This is a genomic window from Pseudomonas sp. BF-R-26 (assembly GCF_019947395.1).
GTDB lineage: Bacteria > Pseudomonadota > Gammaproteobacteria > Pseudomonadales > Pseudomonadaceae > Aquipseudomonas > Aquipseudomonas farris.
Genome location: NZ_JAGYGK010000024.1, coordinates 47,728 through 69,523 on the forward strand (window position 1 = coordinate 47,728; position 21,796 = coordinate 69,523).

General features: G+C 58.7%; 23 protein-coding genes. 14 read left to right on the forward strand and 9 right to left on the reverse strand.

Annotated elements, in window-relative coordinates:
- The first annotated feature begins 31 nt into the window (after positions 1-31).
- From KGB18_RS27770 to trpE, 8 genes are all read left to right on the forward strand, one after another.
- Positions 32-1,156, forward strand: a complete 1,125-nt coding sequence (locus KGB18_RS27770) for an ABC transporter ATP-binding protein (protein WP_030130015.1) — start codon at positions 32-34, stop codon at positions 1,154-1,156.
- A 49-nt stretch (positions 1,157-1,205) separates the two neighbouring features.
- Entirely contained in the window at positions 1,206-2,267 is a 1,062-nt protein-coding gene (locus tag KGB18_RS27775) for an ABC transporter substrate-binding protein (RefSeq protein WP_123719565.1), read from the forward strand.
- Positions 2,268-2,465: 198 nt separating this feature from the next.
- The gene (locus KGB18_RS27780) at positions 2,466-3,713 is read left to right on the forward strand and encodes an ABC transporter permease (protein WP_123719564.1); all 1,248 of its coding nucleotides are present in this window, start codon (positions 2,466-2,468) and stop codon (positions 3,711-3,713) included.
- 12 nt (positions 3,714-3,725) lie between these two features.
- The gene (locus tag KGB18_RS27785) at positions 3,726-4,550 is read left to right on the forward strand and encodes an ABC transporter permease (RefSeq protein ID WP_008147216.1); all 825 of its coding nucleotides are present in this window, start codon (positions 3,726-3,728) and stop codon (positions 4,548-4,550) included.
- Positions 4,551-4,770: 220 nt separating this feature from the next.
- Positions 4,771-5,919: an iron-containing alcohol dehydrogenase gene (locus KGB18_RS27790; RefSeq protein ID WP_123719563.1), complete on the forward strand. Its 1,149-nt coding sequence runs from the start codon at positions 4,771-4,773 to the stop codon at positions 5,917-5,919.
- Between the two features lie 86 nt (positions 5,920-6,005).
- Entirely contained in the window at positions 6,006-6,680 is a 675-nt protein-coding gene (rpe, locus tag KGB18_RS27795) for a ribulose-phosphate 3-epimerase (protein WP_052967174.1), read from the forward strand.
- The gene (locus KGB18_RS27800) at positions 6,677-7,495 is read left to right on the forward strand and encodes a phosphoglycolate phosphatase (RefSeq protein ID WP_123719562.1); all 819 of its coding nucleotides are present in this window, start codon (positions 6,677-6,679) and stop codon (positions 7,493-7,495) included. Before rpe ends, KGB18_RS27800 begins: the two co-directional genes overlap by 4 nt.
- A 70-nt stretch (positions 7,496-7,565) precedes the next feature.
- Positions 7,566-9,047 (forward strand): anthranilate synthase component I, encoded by a 1,482-nt coding sequence (gene trpE, locus KGB18_RS27805; RefSeq protein WP_123719561.1) that lies wholly within the window; start codon positions 7,566-7,568, stop codon positions 9,045-9,047.
- 83 nt (positions 9,048-9,130) lie between these two features.
- On the opposite strand, the gene estP is transcribed toward trpE, so the two are convergent.
- Positions 9,131-11,038 (reverse strand): esterase EstP, encoded by a 1,908-nt coding sequence (estP, locus tag KGB18_RS27810; protein WP_123719560.1) that lies wholly within the window; start codon positions 11,036-11,038, stop codon positions 9,131-9,133.
- Positions 11,035-11,397: a hypothetical protein gene (locus KGB18_RS27815; RefSeq protein ID WP_187326385.1), complete on the reverse strand. Its 363-nt coding sequence runs from the start codon at positions 11,395-11,397 to the stop codon at positions 11,035-11,037. The genes estP and KGB18_RS27815 overlap by 4 nt, the downstream gene beginning before the upstream one ends.
- Positions 11,398-11,444: 47 nt before the next feature.
- Between KGB18_RS27815 and KGB18_RS27820 the strand changes: the two genes are divergently transcribed.
- The 4 genes from KGB18_RS27820 (at position 11,445) to KGB18_RS27835 (ending at position 14,728) form a co-directional block, all read left to right on the forward strand.
- A complete protein-coding gene (locus KGB18_RS27820; protein ID WP_019650349.1) occupies positions 11,445-12,038 on the forward strand; it encodes an aminodeoxychorismate/anthranilate synthase component II in 594 nt (197 codons plus the stop codon).
- Positions 12,039-12,047: 9 nt separating this feature from the next.
- Positions 12,048-13,097 carry an anthranilate phosphoribosyltransferase gene (gene trpD / locus KGB18_RS27825; protein ID WP_007906883.1) on the forward strand — a complete coding sequence of 350 codons (1,050 nt, stop codon included), beginning with the start codon at positions 12,048-12,050 and terminating at the stop codon, positions 13,095-13,097.
- The gene (gene trpC / locus KGB18_RS27830) at positions 13,094-13,930 is read left to right on the forward strand and encodes an indole-3-glycerol phosphate synthase TrpC (protein ID WP_123355741.1); all 837 of its coding nucleotides are present in this window, start codon (positions 13,094-13,096) and stop codon (positions 13,928-13,930) included. Before trpD ends, trpC begins: the two co-directional genes overlap by 4 nt.
- Positions 13,931-14,026: 96 nt before the next feature.
- Positions 14,027-14,728 carry a biotin/lipoate A/B protein ligase family protein gene (locus KGB18_RS27835; protein ID WP_123719559.1) on the forward strand — a complete coding sequence of 234 codons (702 nt, stop codon included), beginning with the start codon at positions 14,027-14,029 and terminating at the stop codon, positions 14,726-14,728.
- A gap of 38 nt (positions 14,729-14,766) precedes the next feature.
- Here KGB18_RS27835 and crp read toward each other — a convergent pair whose 3' ends face one another.
- Complete coding sequence (crp, locus tag KGB18_RS27840; protein WP_052967181.1) at positions 14,767-15,411, reverse strand: cAMP-activated global transcriptional regulator CRP; 645 nt, start codon at positions 15,409-15,411, stop codon at positions 14,767-14,769.
- Positions 15,412-15,658: 247 nt separating this feature from the next.
- Here crp and KGB18_RS27845 point away from each other — a divergent pair, with 247 nt between their 5' ends.
- Together KGB18_RS27845 and speD are read left to right on the forward strand one after the other, a co-directional pair.
- Positions 15,659-16,081: an OsmC family protein gene (locus KGB18_RS27845; RefSeq protein WP_123719558.1), complete on the forward strand. Its 423-nt coding sequence runs from the start codon at positions 15,659-15,661 to the stop codon at positions 16,079-16,081.
- A 197-nt stretch (positions 16,082-16,278) separates the two neighbouring features.
- On the forward strand, positions 16,279-17,073 hold the full coding sequence (gene speD / locus KGB18_RS27850) for an adenosylmethionine decarboxylase (protein ID WP_052967182.1): 795 nt from the start codon (positions 16,279-16,281) through the stop codon (positions 17,071-17,073).
- Positions 17,074-17,195: 122 nt separating this feature from the next.
- Here speD and coq7 read toward each other — a convergent pair whose 3' ends face one another.
- The 6 genes from coq7 to hemJ form a co-directional block, all read right to left on the reverse strand.
- Complete coding sequence (gene coq7, locus KGB18_RS27855; protein WP_008008345.1) at positions 17,196-17,843, reverse strand: 2-polyprenyl-3-methyl-6-methoxy-1,4-benzoquinone monooxygenase; 648 nt, start codon at positions 17,841-17,843, stop codon at positions 17,196-17,198.
- Positions 17,844-18,017: 174 nt separating this feature from the next.
- Positions 18,018-18,356, reverse strand: coding sequence for a histidine triad nucleotide-binding protein (locus tag KGB18_RS27860; protein WP_007906873.1), 339 nt, complete (start codon positions 18,354-18,356; stop codon positions 18,018-18,020).
- An 81-nt stretch (positions 18,357-18,437) separates the two neighbouring features.
- The gene (locus tag KGB18_RS27865) at positions 18,438-19,226 is read right to left on the reverse strand and encodes an SDR family NAD(P)-dependent oxidoreductase (RefSeq protein ID WP_032835131.1); all 789 of its coding nucleotides are present in this window, start codon (positions 19,224-19,226) and stop codon (positions 18,438-18,440) included.
- A 62-nt stretch (positions 19,227-19,288) separates the two neighbouring features.
- Positions 19,289-20,266 carry a DUF805 domain-containing protein gene (locus KGB18_RS27870; protein ID WP_123719557.1) on the reverse strand — a complete coding sequence of 326 codons (978 nt, stop codon included), beginning with the start codon at positions 20,264-20,266 and terminating at the stop codon, positions 19,289-19,291.
- A 93-nt stretch (positions 20,267-20,359) separates the two neighbouring features.
- Entirely contained in the window at positions 20,360-21,328 is a 969-nt protein-coding gene (locus KGB18_RS27875; RefSeq protein WP_123719556.1) for an NAD(P)H-dependent flavin oxidoreductase, read from the reverse strand.
- A 33-nt stretch (positions 21,329-21,361) separates the two neighbouring features.
- Positions 21,362-21,793 (reverse strand): protoporphyrinogen oxidase HemJ, encoded by a 432-nt coding sequence (gene hemJ / locus KGB18_RS27880; protein ID WP_007906869.1) that lies wholly within the window; start codon positions 21,791-21,793, stop codon positions 21,362-21,364.
- Between the last annotated feature and the right edge of the window lie 3 nt (positions 21,794-21,796).

Here is a 21,796-nt window from a genome sequence, read left to right on the forward strand (position 1 = left end):
CACAGCAGTCATCAATAACAAAGGTGTGGGTATGAGCCAGGTTGATTCAAGCGCAGGGGCCAGCGATATTCTGGTCAGCTTTCGTGGAGTGCAAAAGAGCTACGACGGCGAGAACCTGATCGTCAAAGACCTCAACCTGGATATTCGCAAAGGCGAATTCCTCACCTTGCTCGGGCCGTCCGGCTCCGGCAAGACCACCAGTCTGATGATGCTCGCCGGTTTCGAAACGCCGACCGCCGGCGAAATCCAACTGGCCGGGCGTTCCATCAACAACGTGCCGCCGCATAAGCGCGACATCGGTATGGTGTTCCAGAACTATGCATTGTTTCCGCACATGACGGTCGCCGAGAACCTGGCGTTTCCGCTGACTGTGCGCGGCTTGAACAAAAGCGACGTCAGTGACCGGGTCAAACGTGTGCTGAGCATGGTTCAGCTCGACACCTTCGCCCAGCGCTATCCGGCACAACTGTCCGGCGGTCAGCAGCAGCGTGTGGCCCTGGCCCGTGCGTTGGTGTTCGAACCGCAACTGGTGCTGATGGACGAACCTCTCGGCGCGCTGGACAAACAACTGCGTGAACACATGCAGATGGAAATCAAACACCTGCACCAGCGCCTCGGTGTGACCGTGGTCTACGTGACCCACGACCAGGGCGAAGCCCTGACCATGTCCGACCGTGTGGCGGTTTTCCATCAAGGTGAAATCCAGCAGATCGCACCACCGCGCTCCCTCTATGAAGAGCCGAAAAACACCTTCGTCGCCAACTTCATCGGCGAGAACAACCGTCTCAATGGCCGCTTGCACAGCCACACCGGCGACCGCTGCGTGGTTGAGCTCGGCCGCGGTGAAAAGGTTGAAGCCCTGGCGGTCAATGTCGGCAAGACCGGCGAACCCGTCACGCTGTCGATTCGCCCGGAGCGCGTGAGCCTCAATGGTTCGAGCGAGTCCTGCGTCAACCGCTTCTCAGGGAGGGTGGCGGAATTCATCTATCTGGGCGACCACGTCCGGGTTCGCCTGGAAGTCTGCGGCAAGACCGACTTCTTTGTGAAACAACCGATTGCCGAGCTCGATCCCGCGCTCGCCGTCGGCGATGTGGTACCGCTTGGCTGGCAGGTCGAACACGTTCGCGCGCTCGACCCACTTTTAGAGGCGCATTGATCGCCCCCCCTGCTTCACCAACACCAACCCTGCACGTGGAGAACAATAAATGTTGAAATCCCTGAAATGCACCGGCTCATTTAACGCTATCGCTTTGGCAATAGGGATGATGGGTGCGGCGCACGCGATGGCGGCGGGCCCGGACCTGACTGTGGTGTCCTTTGGCGGGGCGAACAAGGCGGCGCAGGCCAAAGCCTTTTACGCACCGTGGGAAGCGGCGGGCAACGGCAAGATCGTTGCGGGCGAATACAACGGTGAGATGGCCAAGGTCAAAGCCATGGTCGACACCAAGAGCGTGTCTTGGGACCTGGTGGAGGTTGAATCGCCAGAACTGTCCCGTGGTTGCGACGAAGACATGTTCGAGCAACTCGATCCTGCGCTGTTCGGCAAGACCGAAGACTACGTCAAAGGCGCTATCCAGCCGTGCGGCGTGGGTTTCTTCGTGTGGTCGACCGTGCTGGCCTACAACGCCGACAAACTGAAAACCGCTCCGACCAGCTGGGTGGATTTCTGGGACACCAAGAAATTCCCGGGCAAACGCGGCCTGCGTAAAGGCGCCAAGTACACCCTGGAATTCGCCTTGATGGCCGATGGTGTTGCACCGAAAGACGTCTACAAAGTGCTGGCCGGCAAAGACGGTCAGGATCGCGCGTTCAAGAAACTTGATGAGCTCAAGCCAAGCATTCAGTGGTGGGAAGCCGGCGCGCAACCGCCGCAATACCTCGCCTCCGGTGACGTGGTCATGAGCTCGGCCTACAACGGCCGGATCGCGGCGGTACAGAAAGAAAGCAACCTGAAAGTGGTGTGGAACGGCGGTATCTACGACTTCGACGCATGGGCGATTCCAAAAGGCCTGGATAAAACCCGTGCTGAAGCGGCGAAGAAATTCATCGCGTTCTCGGTGCAACCGCAGCAACAGAAGACTTATTCGGAAAACATCGCTTACGGCCCGGCCAACACCCAAGCCGTGCCATTGCTGGCCAAGGATGTTCTGAAGGATATGCCGACCACCCCGGAAAACATCGCCAACCAGGTGCAGATCGACGTCAGCTTCTGGGCTGACAACGGCGAGCAACTGGAACAGCGCTTCAATTCCTGGGCTGCCAAGTAACCACGCTACACGGGACGACGGTTCACCGGATGATCGTTCCCACGCTCTGCGTGGGAATGCCGCCCGGGACGCTCCGCGTCCCTGTGACGCAGAGCGTCACTGGATGCGTTTCCACGCAGAGCGTGGGAACGATCAGCACCAAAAGTTCGAGGCGGCGTTTGCCACCTTTGCAATGACCAAAGATTTCCGGAGTACGCCATGGCTATCGCCGTTCCCGTGAACGCGGGCACTGACCCCACCTTGAAGCAGCGGCTCAAGCACGCCGAGCGGATCAACCGCTGGAAAGCACAAGCCTTGATCGCGCCGTTGGTGCTGTTTCTGTTGCTGGTGTTCCTGGTGCCGATCGTGGCGCTGCTCTACAAAAGCGTCGGTAACCCGGAAGTGGTCGGCGCCATGCCGCGCACCGTGGCTGCCATCGCCAGTTGGGATGGCCGAGGCCTGCCGGCAGAGCCTGTGTACAAGGCTGCCAGCGATGACCTCGCCGAAGCCCGCAAGAATCAAACCTTGGGCGACTTGTCCAAGCGCTTGAACATGGAGTTGGCCGGCTACCGCAGCCTGTTGACCAAAACCGCACGCGCCTTGCCATTCGCCACGGAGCCGGCTTCTTATAAAGAAGCGCTGGAAGCGCTGGACGAGCGTTGGGGCGACCCGGCCTATTGGCAGGTCGTGCGTCGCAACACCAGTAACATCACGCCTTATTACCTGCTGGCCGCCGTCGACCACCGTATCGACGACCTCGGCGAAGTGGCCCCGGCCACCCCCGATCAGGCGATCTACCTCGATATCTTTGCCCGGACCTTCTGGATGGGCCTGATCATCACCGTGATTTGCCTGGTGCTGGCCTATCCGTTGGCTTACCTGCTGGCGAACCTGCCATCGCGGCAAAGCAACCTGTTGATGATTCTGGTGCTGTTGCCGTTCTGGACCTCGATTCTGGTGCGGGTCGCCGCGTGGATCGTGTTGCTGCAATCAGGCGGCCTCATCAACAGCGGTCTGATGGCCATGGGCATTATCGATAAGCCGCTGGAGCTGGTGTTCAACCGCACCGGGGTCTACATCTCGATGGTGCACATTCTGCTGCCGTTCATGATTCTGCCGATTTACAGCGTGATGAAAGGCATCTCGCCGACGTACATGCGCGCCGCGATTTCCCTCGGCTGCCACCCGTTCGCCAGTTTCTGGCGGGTGTACTTCCCGCAGACCTATGCCGGTGTCGGCGCCGGTTGCCTGTTGGTGTTCATCCTCGCCATCGGCTACTACATCACCCCGGCGTTGCTGGGCAGCCCGAACGATCAGATGGTCAGTTATTTCGTCGCCTTCTACACCAACACCAGCATCAACTGGGGCATGGCGACCGCACTCGGTGGGCTGTTGCTGCTGGCGACCGTGGTGCTTTATCTGATTTACAGCTGGCTGGTGGGCGCCAGTCGCCTGCGCCTGAGCTAAGGGGAGAATGAAATGCTGAGTCCTTATATGTCGCCCATCGAACGGGTGTGGTTCTACGGTTTGCGGATTCTCTGCGGCTTGATTTTGTTGTTCCTGATCCTGCCGGTGCTGGTGATCATTCCGCTGTCGTTCAACTCGGGGAGTTTTCTGGTCTATCCGCTGCAAGGCTTCTCGCTGCACTGGTACCAGGACTTCTTTGCCTCTGCGGAATGGATGCGTTCGTTGAAGAACAGCATGATCGTGGCCCCGGCCGCGACGGTACTGGCGATGATCTTCGGCACGCTGGCGGCGATCGGCCTGACCCGGGGTGATTTCCCGGGCAAACCGCTGGTGATGGCGCTGGTGATTTCGCCGATGGTGGTGCCGGTAGTGATCATTGGTGTGGCCAGTTACCTGACCTTTGCCCCGCTGGGATTTGGCAACAGCTACATCTCGCTGATCGTCGTGCACGCCGTATTGGGTGTGCCGTTTGTGATCATCACAGTGTCGGCGACCTTGCAGGGGTTTAACCAGAATCTGGTGCGGGCCGCTGCAAGCCTGGGGGCTTCGCCGCTGACCGCGTTTCGTCGGGTGACATTGCCGTTGATTGCGCCGGGCGTGATTTCTGGTGCGCTGTTTGCCTTCGCCACTTCATTCGATGAAGTGGTGGTGACGCTGTTCCTCGCCGGTCCTGAGCAAGCGACCTTGCCTCGGCAGATGTTCAGCGGCATCCGCGAAAACCTCAGCCCGACGATCGCCGCTGCCGCGACGCTGTTGATTGCGTTCTCGGTGATCCTGTTGCTGACGCTGGAATGGCTGCGCGGGCGCAGCGAAAAACTGCGTACCGCGCAGGTCTGAAGCCACAGACGGTAAAAATGTGGGAGCGGGCTTGCCCGCGATGGCGTCATTACATTCAGCATTCATGTTGACTGATACATCGTCATCGCGGGCAAGCCCGCTCTCACAGGGATTTAAGGTAATTTCGGAATCTGCGGTGATTCACAATCTGAATAGCAGACAAACCCCAATCCCCAGCTACTATTGTGCCCAGCTCCCCTATCTATAAGAGGCTGCGCACATGAGTCTTTCCTCTTTCAAAATCGCTCACAAACTGATCACCGGCGCAGGTGCCATCGAGCAACTGGCGGCTGAACTCACACGCCTGGATGTCGACAACCCGCTGATCGTTACCGACGCCGCTCTGGTCAAGTCCGGCACGGTAGAGCTGGCGCTGGCGCAGCTGGGCGAGCGCAGTTACGAGATCTTTGACCGGGTGTTGCCGGACCCGGAAATCGCCATCGTCGAAGATTGCATGCGGGTTTACCGTGAAGGCGGGCATGACGGACTGATCGGCCTCGGTGGCGGCAGTGCCATCGACATCGCCAAGAGTGTTGCAGCCTATGCCGGTTACCACGGCGCGCTGGAGGATTTGTTCGGTGTCGATCAGGTACCGCGCAAAGGCCCGCCGCTGATTGCCATCCCGACCACTGCTGGCACCGGTTCGGAAGTGACCAACGTGGCCATCCTCTCCGACAAGGTCGCGCAGCTGAAGAAAGGCATTGTCAGCGATTACCTGTTGCCGGACGTGGCGCTGGTCAGCCCGCAAATGACCCTGACCTGCCCGCGCAGTGTCACCGCTGCCAGTGGCGTCGATGCGCTGGTGCATGCCATCGAGTCCTACCTGTCGCTTAATGCCTCGCCAATCACCGATGCCCTGGCCATTGGCGCGATCAAGCTGATTACCAAGGCGCTGCCCAAGGCCTACGCCAATCCATCCCATCTGCAAGCCCGGGAAGACATGGCCACCGCCAGCCTGATGGCCGGCATGGCGTTCGGCAATGCCGGGGTCGGCGCGGTGCATGCGTTGGCGTATCCGCTGGGTGGGCGTTTCAACATTGCCCATGGCGTCAGCAATGCCTTGTTGCTGCCGTATGTCATGACCTGGAACAAGATGGCTTGCGTGGAGCGTATGCAGGATATTGCCGAGGCCATGGGGGTGAAGACCGCTCAGCTGAGCGCCAACGAAGCGGCGGACAAAGCCGTAGAGGCGATGACCGAGCTGTGCGCCGCGGTGGAAATCCCGTTGGGCCTGCGCAGTTTCGGGGTGCCCGAGGACGCGATCCCGGCCATGGCCGAGGAAGCCGCCGGCATCGAGCGCCTGATGCGCAACAATCCGCGCAAGTTGAGTGCTGTCGATATCGAGAAGATCTACCGAGCGGCCTATTAGTACCCAATCATCGCAGCACGGTGCGCGCGTCAAAGCATGAGGTATACAATGCGCGCCATCGTGATTCTGCTCAAAAAAGGTGCGTCATGCAGCCCTTCGTCATTGCTCCGTCGATTCTCTCCGCCGACTTCGCCCGCCTGGGCGAGGAAGTGGACAACGTCCTGGCCGCCGGCGCCGACTTCGTGCACTTCGATGTCATGGACAACCACTACGTGCCCAACCTGACCATCGGCCCGATGGTCTGCGCCGCGCTGCGCAAGTACGGCGTGACCGCGCCGATCGACGCGCACCTGATGGTCAGCCCGGTGGACCGCATCGTCGGTGACTTCATCGAAGCCGGTGCGACCTACATTACCTTCCACCCGGAAGCCACGCAGCACGTCGACCGTTCCCTGCAATTGATCCGCGAAGGCGGCTGCAAGGCAGGCCTGGTGTTCAACCCGGCGACCCCGCTGGACGTGCTCAAGTACGTGATGGACAAGGTCGACATGGTCCTCCTGATGAGCGTCAACCCGGGTTTCGGCGGGCAGAAGTTCATTCCCGGCACTCTCGACAAGTTGCGTGAAGCGCGGGCGCTGATCGATGCCTCCGGTCGTGACATTCGTCTGGAAATCGACGGTGGGGTGAACGTGAACAATATTCGCGAAATCGCTGCTGCTGGCGCCGACACCTTCGTGGCCGGCTCGGCAATCTTCAATGCGCCGAACTACCAGGAAGTGATTGAAAAAATGCGCTCCGAACTGGCGCTGGCTCGTCCATGAGTGGTTTTGAGCAGCTGTTCCCCGGGCGTTTGCCGCGGCTGGTGATGTTCGATCTGGATGGCACGCTGGTCGATTCGGTCCCTGATCTCGCGGCGGCTGTGGATAACATGCTGCTCAAACTCGGGCGTCAACCTGCCGGTATCGAACCGGTACGGGAGTGGGTTGGCAACGGCGTGCACATGCTGGTGCGCCGGGCCTTGGCTAATCACATCGACGCCGAGGGCGTCGATGAGGTCGAGGCCGAGCATGCCCTGGAATTGTTCAACGGCTTTTATGAGGACGGTCACGATTTGACGGTGGTTTACCCCGGCGTGCGTGACACCCTCAAGTGGCTGAGTAAACAAGGCATCGAAATGGCGCTGATCACCAACAAGCCGGAGCGCTTTGTCGCGCCGCTGCTGGATCAGATGAAGATCGGCCGTTACTTCAAATGGATCATCGGTGGCGACACCCTGCCGAATAAGAAACCTGACCCGGCTGCGCTGTTTTTCGTGATGAAAATGGCCAACATTCCGGCGTCGCAATCGTTGTTCGTTGGCGACTCGCGCAGTGATGTGCTGGCGGCGAAAGCGGCGGGGGTCAAATGCGTGGCCCTCAGTTACGGCTATAACCATGGTCGGCCGATTGCCGAAGAATTGCCGGCGCTGGTGATTGATGATCTGCGCAAACTAATTCCCGGTTGCCTGGATCCGGCCGCTGAGATAACGTTGCCCGACGCTGTTCAATCCCCTCCTGGAAACGCCATCGTGGTGGTCACTCGCAAACTCTGGATGAAAGTCATCAAGGCCCTGGCCCGCTGGCGTTGGCGCGCCTGACTTGTTCCTGGCCGGCGTACCGGCGCGTTTGCACACCTGACCGTTAGACCCTCAAGCCACGAGGCACCTCATGATCCGCGAAGAATTCCTGCGTTTGGCCGCTGCCGGCTACAACCGCATCCCGCTTGCCTGCGAAACCCTGGCCGACTTCGACACGCCGCTGTCGATCTACCTGAAACTGGCCGACGAGCCGAACTCCTACCTGCTGGAGTCGGTGCAGGGCGGCGAAAAATGGGGCCGTTATTCAATCATCGGCCTGCCGTGCCGCACCGTGCTGCGGGTTCACGATCATCACGTCAGCGTGACCCACGACGGCGTCGAGATCGAAAGCCACGACGTTGAAGACCCGCTGGCCTTCGTCGAAACCTTCAAGGCGCGCTACAACGTGCCGACCATCGCCGGTCTGCCGCGCTTCAATGGTGGTCTGGTGGGCTACTTCGGTTATGACTGCGTGCGCTATGTGGAGAAGCGTCTGGGCAAATGCCCGAACCCGGATCCATTGGGTGTACCGGATATTCTGCTGATGGTCTCCGATGCAGTGGTGGTGTTCGACAACCTCGCGGGCAAAATGCACGCGATCGTCCTGGCCGATCCGGCGCAGGAAGACGCTTTCGAGCAAGGTCAGGCGCGTCTGCAAACACTGCTGGAACAACTCCGTCAGCCAATCACCCCGCGCCGTGGCCTGGACTTCAGCAAACAGCAATCGGCTGATCCGGTGTTCCGTTCGAGCTTCACCCAGGACGATTACGAAAAAGCCGTCGACACCATCAAGGAATACATCCTGGCCGGTGACTGCATGCAGGTTGTGCCGTCCCAGCGTATGTCGATCGACTTCAAGGCTGCGCCTATCGACCTGTACCGGGCGTTGCGCTGCTTCAACCCGACGCCTTACATGTACTTCTTCAACTTCGGCGACTTCCACGTCGTCGGCAGTTCGCCGGAAGTGTTGGTGCGGGTCGAAGACAACCTCATCACCGTGCGCCCGATTGCCGGCACCCGTCCACGGGGCGCCAATGAAGAGGCTGATCTGGCGCTGGAAAAAGACCTGCTGTCAGACGACAAGGAAATCGCCGAGCACTTGATGCTGATCGATCTGGGCCGCAACGACACCGGTCGCGTTTCGGAGATCGGTTCGGTGAAACTCACCGAGAAGATGGTGATCGAGCGTTATTCCAACGTGATGCACATCGTGTCTAACGTTACCGGCCAATTGAAGGCCGGGCTGACGGCGATGGACGCACTGCGGGCGATCCTGCCGGCAGGCACCTTGTCTGGTGCGCCGAAGATTCGCGCGATGGAAATCATCGACGAGCTGGAACCGGTCAAGCGTGGCGTCTACGGCGGCGCGGTCGGTTACTTCGCCTGGAACGGCAACATGGACACCGCGATTGCGATCCGCACCGCAGTGATCAAGAACGGCGAACTGCACGTGCAGGCGGGTGGCGGCATCGTTGCAGACTCGGTGCCGGCACTGGAATGGGAAGAAACCCTGAACAAGCGCCGCGCCATGTTCCGCGCCGTGGCCCTGGCCGAACAAACCCCGGACACCTGAGTTCACCGATAACCCTGTGGGAGCGGGCTCATTTCAAAAAACGCGGCACCTGTAAGGCGGCCGCGTTTTTTATTGCCTACGATTTAGAAGTCCAGCGCAACCCCAACGGTCAAACCTTGCTGGGTAAAGTCATCATCCTTGCGCAAGGTATAGCCGCCACGCAGCGCCAGGTCTGCGGTCAATTTGTGGCTGACCCCCAGGCTTAAGCGGTTGAGATGGCTTTGCGGTGTGTAGCCTTGGAGATTGAAGTCGAGGGACGGCAGGCTGTTGAGGGCGATGTTTACTTTCTGAACGTCATCTTCGTATTCACGCTCGTGGGCATATTCGCCAAACACCTGGGTCTGACGGGTGAAGTTGTATTTGCCCTGCAAGCCGACACCCAGGCGTTTTGAGTCTCGGGTCTGATCATCAAAAATCAGCGCCGTGGAGCGGTTGCTGTTTTCCGAGTAACCGTCGACTTCCACTTTGGCGTAATCGGCACTGATGAACGGTGACAGGTGCCATTCGCTGCCCGGTTGGGCAATGTCATAGCCAAGGCGAGTACTGAAGGCCCAGAGATAGCCATCGGTATCACCCTTTTCCGCGCCTTCGCTGGTACCCAGGTCGAATTTGCGTTCGAGATTGTCGTAATCCAGCTTGCCACCGGTCAACGCGGCATCGGCCCACCAGCGATTCTGCTGGAACTGGGCGAAAGCGGTCGCCAGATAGCTATTGAGTTTGTAGTCCGAATCGTTACTACCTGCTTCCAGGTCCTGACGATAGAAGCCTGCTGCCACACCGACGCGCCAAGCTTCATTAAGGCGATAGCTGCCGCCGATATTCAGGTTGTAGCCGCTGCCGTCGGCGCTGGCGCCGCTGTTTTGGCTATCGACATCCAGATGCTGACCACCGCCGGCGACAATCGCGCGCCATTGGCCGACAGCCTGCCAGTTCTCCCAGTCGGATTGCCACTGGCTACGCAGTTCGTCCTGGTGCGCACGTAAGGTGGCGTGGGCCATTTCCGGCAGTAATGTCAGCTCCCACGGCGCAGCCAGTAGGGAGTATGCGTAGTCGGAAATCAGTTTTTGCCCGGCTTCAGTCGGATGGACCCCATCGTTGTAAATCAGCTTGCTGGGATCCGGCGTGGCACTGTTGATGCCATACGTAGGGTTTTCGGTGCAGCTGTTGCCACTGAAACAGGTCGCCGTCAGGTTCTGGCCTGTAGCAAAACCGAATCGCGCCGGGTCGGCGAAGGTTTCCTGCAGCAGCAACGGAATGTTCAGCGGGATGATTTCGGCATCGATCCCCGCGAGACGGGTGACCAGTTGCCGGTTGAAGGCAGAGCTCAGTAGTGAGGTGGGTGTCTGTTGGGGCGTGCCATTGATGGCGGGCGTCAAACCCAGGTCGGGCAGCAGCCATACCACGATGTACCGGGCGCCGGCGGCCTGCAAAACCTGGACGCTGTTTGCCAGTCGATCCGCAGCGGCATTCGCCTGAGCGCCACTTTGTACAAGTCCCTGAAGAAAATCGTTACCACCCCCGGAAATGTAATACAGCGCATTCGGATCGGCGCTGAAGTTGTTTGTCGGCAGATAGCCCGAACGCGTGCGTTCACCCGTAGCGGATACACTGGTGATCGAGGTGAGGATCTGGTCGGTACGGTAACCTCCAACGGCCCAGTTATTGCCATCCGGCAGGCCCTGGGCGGCACGCGCCGCTGAAGTTGAAGCGGCCGTCTGGTCCGGTGAAAACCCGAGCCTTTCACCCAGCAGTTGGGTCGAGTTGGCGGAATAGACTTCGCCGCTGCCGTTCTGGTAAACCGGTCCGGTCCGGTTGGTGAAGCGCAGGGTCGAACCGGGAGGGCCGCCCGTGTCGGTAAACTGCCCGGCATCGTTGAGGCTATCGCCGAAGACGATGAAATTCGAATAAGGGTTGGGCGCCGCGATCGCCTGGGTGCAGGCCATAGCGAGCAAGCAGCCGGCAAGCGGTACAGCCAACGTCTGTCTGATCATGAGCAAGTCCGTTTGTTATTGTTGTAGTGAGCGAAACGATAGTGCCAAAAACTATAGGGCCTGTTGCCGTTCGGCGCGAACCCGTCGATTGTTTCACGCGCTTCGATCGCCCCATATTGCACGCTCTGCCCAGCTAAGTTACTGTGCCAAGACGTATAAATGAGACCTTCCCCGTGTTGATCGTCAGCAAACTTCTGGATCAAGTCATCAAGGCACACGCCCGTTGGCGTTGGCGCGCCTGAATCCTTCTGCCGGCCCGGCCGGATCTTTACCGCTTTGCCTTCTTTACCCGCAAGACAAACCGCTTTGCAGCGCGACTCCAGCGACTGACAAAGTGCAGGACGCTGCGGGTAAATCATTCGAAGGCTGTATTCAAAGTCAGTAAATTCAAGAGGTTCTTAACGCCATGTTGCTGATGATCGATAACTACGACTCTTTTACTTACAACGTTGTGCAATACCTTGGCGAGCTGGGCTCCGAGGTCAAAGTCGTGCGCAACGATGAACTTACCATTGCCGAAATCGAAGCCCTCAAGCCTGAGCGCATTGTCGTGTCGCCCGGTCCTTGCACCCCGACCGAAGCCGGTATTTCCATTGAAGCGATCAAGCACTTCGCCGGCAAGCTGCCGATTCTCGGTGTTTGCCTGGGGCACCAGTCCATTGGCCAAGCCTTTGGTGGCGATGTGGTCCGTGCCCGTCAAGTCATGCACGGTAAGACTAGCCCGGTATTCCACGAGGATAAGGGCGTGTTCGAAGGCCTGAATCGCCCGCTGACGGTCACCCGCTATCACTCGCTGATCGTCAAGCGCGAAACCCTGCCCGATTGCCTGGAACTGACCGCCTGGACCCAGCTTGAAGACGGCTCGGTCGACGAGATCATGGGGCTGCGCCACAAGACGCTGAACATTGAGGGTGTGCAATTCCACCCTGAGTCTATCCTCACCGAACAGGGCCACGAGCTGTTCGCCAACTTCCTCAAACAAACCGGCGGCACGCGCTAAGGACTTTCCATGGATATCAAGACAGCCCTGAGCCGTATCGTCGGCCACCTCGACCTCAGTACCGATGAGATGCGCGATGTCATGCGCGAAATCATGACCGGGCAATGCACGGATGCGCAGATCGGCGCGTTCATGATGGCCATGCGCATGAAGAGCGAAAGCATCGATGAGATCGTTGGCGCGGTGACGGCGATGCGCGAGTTGGCGGACAAGGTTGAACTCAACACCCTTGACGGCGTGGTCGATGTGGTCGGCACCGGCGGCGACGGTGCAAACATTTTCAACGTCTCCACGGCTTCCTCGTTCGTAGTCGCCGCAGCCGGTTGCACCGTAGCCAAGCATGGTAACCGTGCGGTGTCGGGCAAAAGCGGCAGCGCTGATCTGCTTGAGGCGGCGGGTATCTACCTGAACCTGACGCCGGTTCAGGTGGCGCGCTGCATCGACAACGTCGGCATCGGTTTCATGTTTGCCCAGACTCACCATAGCGCCATGAAGCACGCCGCCGGCCCGCGCCGCGAGCTGGGCTTGCGCACGCTGTTCAACATGCTCGGCCCGCTTACGAATCCGGCCGGTGTGAAACATCAGGTGGTGGGTGTGTTCAGTCAGGCGTTGTGCCGGCCATTGGCCGAAGTCTTGCAGCGTCTGGGCAGCAAGCACGTTCTGGTGGTGCACTCGAAGGATGGCCTGGACGAGTTCAGTCTGGCGGCACCGACCTTTGTGGCTGAATTGAAGAATGACCAGATCACCGAGTATTGGGTCGAACCCGAAGACCTCGGGATGAAGAGTCAGAGCCTGCATGGCCTGGCGGTGGAAAGCCCGGCGGCCTCCCTTGAGCTGATTCGCGATGCCTTGGGCAAGCGCAAGACCGAGAACGGTCAGAAAGCCGCCGAGATGATCGTGCTTAATGCCGGTGCCGCGCTGTACGCCGCCGACCATGCCAGCAGTTTGAAAGAAGGCGTTGCCCTGGCGCACGATGCGCTGCACACAGGCCTCGCTCGGGAAAAACTTGAGGAATTGGGTGCATTTACCGCGGTATTCAAAGTGGAGAATGAGGGATGAGTGTACCGACGGTTCTGGAAAATATTCTGGCCCGCAAAGTTCAGGAAGTCGCCGAGCGTAGCGCTCGTGTGAGTCTGGCGGAGCTGGAAAATCTGGCCAAGGCGGCCGATGCACCCCGTGGTTTTGCCAAGGCATTGATCGATCAGGCCAAGACGAAGCAGCCGGCGGTCATTGCTGAAATCAAGAAGGCTTCGCCAAGCAAAGGCGTGATTCGCGAGAATTTCGTGCCTGCGGACATTGCCAGAAGTTACGAAAAGGGCGGGGCCACTTGCCTGTCGGTGCTCACCGACATCGATTACTTCCAGGGCGCCGATGCGTATCTGCAGCAGGCTCGGGCGGCGTGCAAGTTGCCGGTGATCCGCAAGGACTTCATGATCGATCCTTACCAGATCGTCGAATCCCGGGCTCTGGGCGCTGACTGCGTGCTGTTGATCGTCTCCGCACTGGACGACGTGAAGATGGCCGAGCTGGCTGCCGTGGCCAAAAGCGTCGGTCTTGATGTGTTGGTGGAGGTCCACGATGGCGACGAGCTGGAGCGGGCCTTGAAAACCCTCGACACGCCGCTGGTGGGCGTGAACAACCGCAACCTGCACACCTTCGACGTCAATCTGGAAACCACCCTCGACCTGTTGCCGCGCATCCCGCGTGATCGTCTGGTCATCACCGAGAGTGGCATTCTCAATCGGGCCGATGTCGAGCTGATGGAAATCAGCGATGTGTATGCGTTCCTGGTCGGCGAAGCGTTCATGCGTGCTGAAAGCCCGGGTACGGAATTGCAGCGCCTGTTCTTTCCCGAGCGTGGCATTCCAGTGAGCGGTTCTACGCTCGACTGAACACATCTTCGCGGGCAACCCGATCCCTGTGGGAGCGGGCTTGCCCGCGAAGAGGCCATCAAGTACCCCAAAGACTCATGTCTTACGGAGTCATCCATGCCTCAGCCAACCCCTCTGACCATCGAAGCCGGCCTGCTCGCCGAACAGGATCTGCTGGCCCATGTGTGCACCGGTGAGTCGGAGTTCGGTCTGCTGTTCTGGCAACCCACTGACCGCGCGTTGGTCATGCCCCGTCGCTTGAATCGTTTGCCACTGTTCGACGCCGCGTGCGAAATATCTGCTGCCGCCGGTTGGCCGGTGCTGCTGCGTGAAACCGGCGGTGAGCCGGTGCCGCAATCGGCATCGACCATCAACATCGCACTGGTTTATGCCCCACCGCGCAGCGAAGGCGATCTGAACCGCATCGAAACCGGCTACCGGCGTTTGTGCGATCCGATCTGTCAGTTACTGGATGAGCTGGGCGGCACTTCGTCGTTGGGCGAAATCGAGGGCGCGTTCTGCGACGGTCGTTTCAACGTCAACCTCGATGGTCGAAAGATGGTCGGCACCGCCCAGCGTTGGCGCCAGAGCAAGGGCGGTCAGCGTCCGGTCGGTCTGGTGCATGGGGCGATGTTGATCGATGACGAGCGAGAGTCGATGGTCGCGGCGGTCAATCGCTTCAATGAGGCCTGTGGCCTGGAACAGCGGGTTCGCGCTGAAAGCCACATTGCCCTGCATGAAAAGTTTGCCGCTCCTGAGGCACTGGAACGGCTCGATGCGCTGTACCGACAGTTGCTGGCAGAAATGCTCGGGGCTTAAGTTTAGGAACTTAAGTTTTCGAGCTTGAGTTTTCGAGCTTAGCGCGTACCGAAGACCACCATGGTCTTGCCTTTGACGTTGACCAGGTTGCGCTCTTCCAGATCCTTGAGCACACGGCCGACCATCTCACGGGAACAACCGACAATCCGGCCGATTTCCTGACGGGTCACCTTGATCTGCATGCCGTCCGGGTGAGTCATGGCGTCAGGCTGCTTGCACAGCTCCAGCAGACAGCGCGCAACGCGACCGGTCACGTCGAAGAACGCCAGATCGCCGACCTTGCGCGTGGTATTGCGCAGGCGCTGTGCGATTTGTCCGCTGAGCACGTAAAGAATGTCTGGATCTTGTTGGGACAACTCGCGGAATTTTGCGTAGCTGATTTCCGCGACGTCGCATTCGACCTTGGCGCGCACCCAAGCGCTGCGTTCCTGTTCCAGGCCGGCTTGCTCAAACAGACCCAGCTCGCCGAAAAAGTCGCCGGAATTGAGGTAGGCAATGATCATTTCACGGCCGTCGTCATCCTCAATCAGGATGGTTACCGAACCTTTGATGATGAAAAACAGCGTGTCCGAGCGGTCACCTGCACAAATGATGTTGCTCTTGGCGGCATAGCGACGGCGCTGACAGTGCATCAACAGTTTGTCGAGGTTCTTGATTTTGGGTGTGGGAGTAATAGCAACCATGGTTGTATCCCGAAAAGACTGCACGGTGTTTGTTTTTTATAGGAGCTGGCGAAGCCTGCGATCCTTTTTATTCGCTACAAAGCTGGCAATGCGCCACTGAATTGGCGTCAGCTTAACAGACGCATTCCTTCAAGATTCGAGAATTTGCCTACGACGCAGATGGTTATGTCCTAGGAAGGCGAAGCGCTGCCAATCAAGGGCCCTGTGCTAAGCTGGCGACCCTTTTTTATACAGTGGAGTCTTGGCGATGAAGGCACGCATCCAATGGGCTGGCGAAGCCATGTTCCTCGGCGAATCCGGCAGCGGTCATGTCGTGGTCATGGACGGTCCGCCCGATGCCGGCGGTCGTAACCTGGGTGTCCGGCCGATGGAAATGCTTCTGCTGGGTGTTGGCGGTTGCAGCAATTTTGATGTGGTCAGCATCCTCAAGAAGTCCCGTCAGGCCGTCGAAAGCTGCGAAGCCTTTCTCGAAGCCGAACGTGCGACCGAAGATCCGAAGGTTTTCACCAAGATCCACATGCACTTCGTGGTCAAGGGCCGCGGGCTGAAAGAAGCCCAGGTCAGGCGCGCCATTGAGCTGTCGGCGGAGAAGTATTGCTCGGCCTCGATCATGCTCGGCGCGGCAGGCGTGGCGATTACCCACGACTACGAAATCATCGAACTCGGTTGAATCGACATTCAACTATCATAAAAGCAGTGCAGACTCTGGCGATCCATCGCTGACGTCTGCACAGGTCGCTTTCCTGAACAGAAAAACAAAATCGCCATCGCGAAGAGGTGTTAACCGTCCTACGCAGGTGCGTCGTTCGCATCTGACGGGCATGCTTGATCACGCGGCCAGCCCGCAATACATAGAGAGTTTTAACGGTGAAAAGCAAACTCAAGCTCCACGGGTTCAATAACCTGACAAAGACCTTGAGCTTCAATATCTATGACATCTGCTACGCGGAAACTCCGCAAGACCAACAGGCTTACGTCGAGTACATCAATAAAGAGTACAACGCCAAGCGCCTGACGCAGATCCTCACAGAAGTTGTCGATATCATTGGTGCCAACATCCTGAACATCGCCAGTCAGGACTATGAACCCCAGGGCGCCAGCGTCACGATTCTGATCTCTGAAGAGCCAGTGACCCCGACCGACAGTCAGATCGAAGAGTCTCCGGGTCCGTTACCCGAAATCATCCTGGCCCACCTCGACAAGAGCCACATCACGGTGCACACCTACCCGGAAATCCATCCGGTGGACGGTATCGCGACGTTCCGTGTGGACATCGACGTGTCGACCTGTGGCGTCATTTCACCGCTCAAAGCACTCAATTTCCTGATTCACCAGTTCGATTCAGACATCGTGACCGTGGATTACCGCGTGCGCGGCTTTACCCGTGACGTCGAAGGCAAGAAGCATTTCATCGACCACGAGATCAACTCGATCCAGAACTACTTGTCCGAAGACACCCGCGACGCGTACCAGATGACCGACGTGAACGTGTACCAGGAAAACCTGTTCCACACCAAAATGCTTTTGAAGCACTTCGAACTGGATAACTACCTGTTCGGCGACGCCACCAGCAACCTGTCCTCTGAGCAACGTGCCTTGGTGACTGAGCGTGTGAAACACGAAATGCTCGAAATCTTCTACGCGCGCAACATGCCAAACTAAGATCTTCGAGTACAAAAAAAGGCGACTACCTTGCGGTAGTCGCCTTTTTTATTTGTTGGAATACAGAGCCCTTGTGGGAGCGTGGCTTGCCCGCGAAGAGGCCCTATGTAACAACCTGACCCTCAGATCCGATAAGTACTCTTGGTCATCACCTTTGCCAACAAACTCATCCCGAACTTCACCGGCGCCGGAAAACGAAATCCACCCGCATCCAGCGCACTTTCAGCATGATGCTCTTCATCGATACGCATCTGCTCCAGGATCGCCCGGGATTTTTCGTCCTCGGCTGGCAGTTGCTCAAGGTGTTCGTTCAGGTGTTTGCAGACCTGATGCTCGGTGGCAGCAACGAAACCCAGGCTGACTTTGTCGCTGATCAACCCGGCAACCGCGCCAATCCCGAACGACATGCCGTAGAACAGCGGATTGAGGATGCTGGTATGGCTACCCAGCTGATGAATGCGTTGTTCGCACCAGACCAGATGGTCGATTTCTTCTTCGGCGGCGTGCTCCATGGCGGCGCGCACTTTCGGCAGTTTGGCGGTCAGGGCCTGACCTTGATACAGCGCCTGGGCGCAGACTTCGCCGGTATGGTTGATGCGCATCAAGCCGGCGACATGTCGGGTGTCCTCGTCGCTCATTTGCGCATCCGGCTGCACGATGGCCGGCGACGGACGGTAGGGCTGACCACTGAAAGGCAACAAAGTCCGCATCGCAGCATCGGCTTGCAGCAGAAGACGGTCAATTGGCGAGTAGTGACGTTGGGTAGTCATGCTGACCTCCGGGAAGAATCTCGGCGGCCAGTTTAACCCAATCGGCCGGGAGAGGGTTTGCGTTGGGTCATTTCAGCTTTCTACACCCAAAGCAAAAGATCGCAGCCTTCGGCAGCTCCTACGGAGATCGGTGTAGGAGCTGCCGAAGGCTGCGATTTTTTGGTGGTTAGTGGATCAGCCCGGCGGCCAGTGCATCTGACGCTGACCCAGCACGTGCATATGGATGTGATAGACGGTCTGCCCACCCAATTCATTGCAGTTCATGACCACCCGGAAACCTTCCTCACAGCCCAATTCCAGAGCCAGACGCTGGGCCGTGAACAGAATGTGCCCGGCCAAAGCCTTATCGTCCTCGGTGAGGTCGTTAAGGGTGCGCACCGGTTTCTTCGGGACTACCAGGAAATGCACGGGGGCCTGCGGTGCGATGTCGTGGAAGGCCAGTACTTGGTCGTCCTCGTAAATGATCTTCGCCGGGATTTCCCGGTTGATGATCTTGGTGAACAGAGTATCCACAGCTGTTTTCTCCGTTGTTTGGGCTGGCCTGAGTGTAACCATGGGTTATGTCAGAGCCCAGTCTTTTGCCTTGAGGATTGATCAGCGCGGGCAATAGGCTTTGTTGACCATGCCCGCGATTGTCCGGGTCAGCCAGCGTGAGCCGAGCCGCGGCAGGAACGCGAACCAGCGATTCAGGCGACCGGGGATAATAATGGCGCGATTTTTCGCCAGCGCGCGCACGGTATAAAGCGCGACTTCTTCTGGACTCATCAGCAGTTTGCTCTCGACCAGTTTGTCGGTATCCAGTTGCGCGGTGCGGAAAAACGCCGTGCGGGTCGGGCCGGGGCAGAGCACCGACACCTTGACCGCGCATTTCTTCAGTTCGACGCGTAAACCTTCGGAAAAATGCAGTACGTAAGCCTTGCTGGCGTAGTAAGTGCTCATCCAGGGGCCGGGATGGAACGCCGCGACCGAGGCGACGTTCAGAATCTGCCCGCCGCCCTGCAAGGCCATGCTGTTGCCGATGGCATGGCACAAGCGAGTGAGGGCCAGGATGTTCACTTCGATCAAGTCCTGCTCGGTCATCCAGTCCTGGGCCAGGAACGGACCGCAGGTACCGATGCCGGCACAGTTGACCAGCAAATCGATTTGCCGGTCGCCTTCCTCCAGCTCCAGCAAAAAACCGGACAGCCTCAGCGGCTCGCCCAGGTCACAGGCACGAAACAGCACCTCCACACCAAAACGTTGAGTCAGTTCAATCGCAATGCTTTCCAGCTGATCACGCTGTCGGGCCACCAGAATCAGGCTGCGGCCGCGCCGGGCCAGCGCTTCGGCCATCGCCAGGCCGATGCCGCTGGAAGCGCCAGTGATCAGAGCGTAACGGGTCATGCAGTTCTCCATCGCAACAGCTCCGCGCCGGCGACGCAGGTGTCACGGACGGGGAGCGCTGTTCATTCTTTCGCAGAGTCTACAGGGGGCTCGGCTGCTTCGGCTGCATCATCGGATGAATTTGGTGCTTGCTCGGCCTCTTCGGCCGGCTCGACTTCAACTTCGTCGGTGATCACCGAGCTGCTTTGATAGGTGCTCTCGGTGGCGCTTTTGTACTCATCCTGGATCGCGGTGAGGCCTCCAGTCAGCCCGCCGACGAACATGATCGCGATAAACACCAGCCATAGCGAAGCCAGCACCCTGACCGCGTTGCTGTTGGGCGGTGGTGGTGCGCCATATCGGTTGGCAGTGTTGTTACCCGGCACGATCATTATTACAAACGGAAAAACGCTGCCCACGACCGGTACAAGGTTCAGCAGCCAGAGCCAGCCGGACCAGCCGATATCGTGCAGGCGCTGCACACTGAACTGGATGCTGATGAATGCGAGCACCACGACCAGGATAAAGGCCAGCAGACCCGCGAGGACCAAGCCAGCAGTGGAGTCCGTGCTAATGAGCGCGAAGCCGAAAATAGCCAGCACGGCACCAACGCCAAGCGTCACCAGCGTAAGCGCCATCGTCCAGGCCAGAAAGCGCAAGCGACCGATGCGGCCAACGAAACTGAATGCCTTGAGTGCAGAAAACTCCGGCAGTGCTTCGCCGACAGAGGCTCGGGGCGGTGCATAGGGAGAATCGGGCTCTGCCGTGACAGGTTGGTTATTGGCAGGGGCGTGTTCGTGAACGTCGGACAGGTTCAGCTCGATCGAGGGTTCTGTTTCGATTCGGGCATCGATGCCGGTTTTCGTTAGCGCCTGAAGGTAAGTCTGCGCGTCGGCGTGTGACAGGTCGCGCTTGAGTGCAACTGTCCGGCCATTGAATAGGCGCTCGATAGCCGCGACATCGCTTTTGAACAGCTCGGCGAGATTGAGCTTCGCGGTGGTGGCGTCAACACCTGGCTGCAGAGCGCCATCGAAGACGATCTTGAAACGGTTTTCGCTCATGGCCGAGGCATCCTTGTCGCGAGAGTTTGTAATAGACGGTGTTGCAAGCATGGAGTGTAGGGCCAGCCGGATTGGGCTTGCCAAGTTTTTCTGTCAGCGCGGCCAGCGCTTGGGCAACGCCGCCGCCAGTTCCAGCGCCTTGCGGTATTCGGCATCGAGACGTGCGACCAGTTGATCGACACTCGGCAGGTCATCGATTTCTCCGACACCCTGGCCTGCGGACCACACGGTTTTCCAGGCTTTGGCTTCGTCGCTCAATGGCTTGAGCTTGGAGCCGAAATTCACCTCGCCCTTGCCTTGCAGGGCTGCCATGTCGAAACCGGCGGCCTCCAGGCTCCGACGCATGAAACTTGCCGGTACTCCCGACACCGCTGGAGTATGGACGATGTCGGCGGCTCTGGAAGTCAGGAGCATCTCCTTATACGCGTCAGGTGCATGACTTTCAGTGGTGCCGATAAATCGCGTACCGAAGTAGGCCAAATCCGCGCCGAGCACTTGCGCGGCAAGAATTTCATGGCCATGGTTCAGGCAACCGGCCAGCAGCAGGGTCTTGTCGAAAAACTGGCGAATCTCGGCGATCAGCGAAAACGGGCTCCAGGTCCCGGCGTGACCACCGGCGCCCGCGGCCACGGCAATCAAACCGTCAACACCTGCTTCAGCGGCTTTTTCCGCGTGGCGACGGGTTGTCACGTCATGAAATACCAAGCCTCCATAGCCATGCACGGCGTCGACCAATTCCTTCACGGCGCCGAGGCTGGTGATCACGATCGGTACTTTGTGCTCGATGCAGATCGCCAGGTCGGCCTGCAATCGCGGGTTGCTGTTGTGGACAATCAGGTTCACCGCGTAAGGAGCGGGATTTTCCAGTATAGCCAGTCCTGCTTCGATTTCTTCCAGCCAGGCCTTGAAACCGCTGCTCTCACGCTGGTTCAGCGCGGGAAAGCTGCCCACCACGCCATTACGGCAGCAGGCGAGCACCAGTTCAGGGTTGGAGATCAGGAACATCGGCGCCGCCACCACGGGCAGACGCAAGCGTTGTTCGAGCAAAGCGGGCAGCGACATTGGAAGTACCCCGGGTGAATTATGCTTATTGGATTAAAACGGCCGAACGACGACCAGAATTACGATAGCCAGCAATATCAGAACCGGCACTTCATTGAACCAGCGATAAAAGACATGGCTGCGGGTGTTTTCGCCACGGGCAAAACGTTTTACCTGTGCGCCGCACATGTGGTGATAGCCGATCAGGATTACTACAAGGGTCAATTTGGCATGCATCCATGCACCTTGGGTGAAGTAGGCGCTTGGGTTGAGGCTGATCAACCAGATGCCGAACACCAGGGTGGCGATCATCGCCGGGCCCATGATGCCCCGGTACAGCTTGCGCTCCATGATGCTGAAGCGTTCCTTGCTGACGGTGTCTTCGCTTTGAGCGTGATAGACGAACAGGCGCGGCAGGTAAAACAGGCCGGCAAACCAGCAGACCATGCTGACGATATGAAGCGCTTTGAGCCACAGATAAAGCATTTT

What these genes read in the sequence shown, in the direction of transcription:
- KGB18_RS27770 (WP_030130015.1), top strand. Translation starts at nt 32, where the DNA reads ATGAGCCAGGTTGATTCAAGCGCAGGGGCCAGCGATATTCTGGTCAGC.
- KGB18_RS27775 (WP_123719565.1), top strand. Translation starts at nt 1,206, where the DNA reads ATGTTGAAATCCCTGAAATGCACCGGCTCATTTAACGCTATCGCTTTG.
- KGB18_RS27780 (WP_123719564.1), top strand. Translation starts at nt 2,466, where the DNA reads ATGGCTATCGCCGTTCCCGTGAACGCGGGCACTGACCCCACCTTGAAG.
- KGB18_RS27785 (WP_008147216.1), top strand. Translation starts at nt 3,726, where the DNA reads ATGCTGAGTCCTTATATGTCGCCCATCGAACGGGTGTGGTTCTACGGT.
- KGB18_RS27790 (WP_123719563.1), top strand. Translation starts at nt 4,771, where the DNA reads ATGAGTCTTTCCTCTTTCAAAATCGCTCACAAACTGATCACCGGCGCA.
- rpe (WP_052967174.1), top strand. Translation starts at nt 6,006, where the DNA reads ATGCAGCCCTTCGTCATTGCTCCGTCGATTCTCTCCGCCGACTTCGCC.
- KGB18_RS27800 (WP_123719562.1), top strand. Translation starts at nt 6,677, where the DNA reads ATGAGTGGTTTTGAGCAGCTGTTCCCCGGGCGTTTGCCGCGGCTGGTG.
- trpE (WP_123719561.1), top strand. Translation starts at nt 7,566, where the DNA reads ATGATCCGCGAAGAATTCCTGCGTTTGGCCGCTGCCGGCTACAACCGC.
- estP (WP_123719560.1), bottom strand. Translation starts at nt 11,038, where the DNA reads ATGATCAGACAGACGTTGGCTGTACCGCTTGCCGGCTGCTTGCTCGCT.
- KGB18_RS27815 (WP_187326385.1), bottom strand. Translation starts at nt 11,397, where the DNA reads ATGATTTACCCGCAGCGTCCTGCACTTTGTCAGTCGCTGGAGTCGCGC.
- KGB18_RS27820 (WP_019650349.1), top strand. Translation starts at nt 11,445, where the DNA reads ATGTTGCTGATGATCGATAACTACGACTCTTTTACTTACAACGTTGTG.
- trpD (WP_007906883.1), top strand. Translation starts at nt 12,048, where the DNA reads ATGGATATCAAGACAGCCCTGAGCCGTATCGTCGGCCACCTCGACCTC.
- trpC (WP_123355741.1), top strand. Translation starts at nt 13,094, where the DNA reads ATGAGTGTACCGACGGTTCTGGAAAATATTCTGGCCCGCAAAGTTCAG.
- KGB18_RS27835 (WP_123719559.1), top strand. Translation starts at nt 14,027, where the DNA reads ATGCCTCAGCCAACCCCTCTGACCATCGAAGCCGGCCTGCTCGCCGAA.
- crp (WP_052967181.1), bottom strand. Translation starts at nt 15,411, where the DNA reads ATGGTTGCTATTACTCCCACACCCAAAATCAAGAACCTCGACAAACTG.
- KGB18_RS27845 (WP_123719558.1), top strand. Translation starts at nt 15,659, where the DNA reads ATGAAGGCACGCATCCAATGGGCTGGCGAAGCCATGTTCCTCGGCGAA.
- coq7 (WP_008008345.1), bottom strand. Translation starts at nt 17,843, where the DNA reads ATGACTACCCAACGTCACTACTCGCCAATTGACCGTCTTCTGCTGCAA.
- KGB18_RS27865 (WP_032835131.1), bottom strand. Translation starts at nt 19,226, where the DNA reads ATGACCCGTTACGCTCTGATCACTGGCGCTTCCAGCGGCATCGGCCTG.
- KGB18_RS27870 (WP_123719557.1), bottom strand. Translation starts at nt 20,266, where the DNA reads ATGAGCGAAAACCGTTTCAAGATCGTCTTCGATGGCGCTCTGCAGCCA.
- KGB18_RS27875 (WP_123719556.1), bottom strand. Translation starts at nt 21,328, where the DNA reads ATGTCGCTGCCCGCTTTGCTCGAACAACGCTTGCGTCTGCCCGTGGTG.
- hemJ (WP_007906869.1), bottom strand. Translation starts at nt 21,793, where the DNA reads ATGCTTTATCTGTGGCTCAAAGCGCTTCATATCGTCAGCATGGTCTGC.